The sequence below is a fragment of the Gilliamella sp. Fer4-1 genome, assembly GCF_001690515.1.
In the GTDB taxonomy this organism is placed as follows: domain Bacteria; phylum Pseudomonadota; class Gammaproteobacteria; order Enterobacterales; family Orbaceae; genus Gilliamella; species Gilliamella apicola_C.
Genome location: NZ_LZGZ01000359.1, coordinates 1 through 878, shown reverse-complemented (window position 1 = coordinate 878; position 878 = coordinate 1). Strand labels below are relative to the sequence as shown.

Genomic DNA, 878 nt, shown 5'->3' with positions numbered 1-878 from the left:
TATACTGCTATTTTTATTAATGTCGCTTATTATGTAATAGTCTTTATGCTTACCCATTTCAATGATCAACAGTTGGCTATTTGGCAGTGAAACCAGTCGAGTAAAACCCGAAAGTAGCACTGCGATTTCCTAATACTATTCCACCAGAACAACAGCAAATCCAGCAAACGGTAAATGAAAGGATTTATCGATCAGGTGAAAGACATCAAGTGGTTTATCTGATGAAGATTGGTATAAATTAACTCGACTATTATTTTGTTGCTAATTATATGAGAGAAAAAATACAGTTAATTGAACCAGCGCGATTGATTGTTAAAAGAAATACGATGTATATAATTACAAATCATCTTACTACAAGCAGGAATAGATTATTGCCAATTATTCGGCATAACCGACTAAAAATCAGTCAGAAAACGCATTGATTTTATTTAAGTTTTTTGATTGTTTGTTGCGCCGGTAGTGGCGTGATAGCATTAGAAGCCGAAGACCCGAACAAAAACCGCCTTGATACGGGCACAATCAGCTTTAGTGATATCAAAAACAAAGCGGAATTTAATGTTAGCCATATCTCGGTCAGTGGTGGCACAGGCGCACCAGCGGCATATCAAAACAGTGAAAAAGACTCAAGCATTACCCATTTAGCGATAGAGCAAGGTCAACTCATCATCCGCAATCAGGACAAACAACAGGATATCAACGCATTAAGCCAAGATACCGAGAATGCGAACCACATGCTAAAACCGATTTTTGTAATGGCGCAGCTTGCTCAATTGAAATGAAAAATTATAATATAGAAAAATATTCTGATAATCTGATTAATAATATTTCTAAACAAGCCATTGAACGGAAAAAACATTTACCAAATGGTATGCAACAAG

1 protein-coding gene is annotated in these 878 nt (G+C 36.0%); it reads left to right on the top strand.

Features of this window, described 5'->3' with window-relative positions:
* Positions 1-464: 464 nt before the first annotated feature.
* Positions 465-779 carry a hypothetical protein gene (locus A9G30_RS12235; RefSeq protein WP_065589128.1) on the top strand — a complete coding sequence of 105 codons (315 nt, stop codon included), beginning with the start codon at positions 465-467 and terminating at the stop codon, positions 777-779.
* Positions 780-878: the final 99 nt, after the last annotated feature.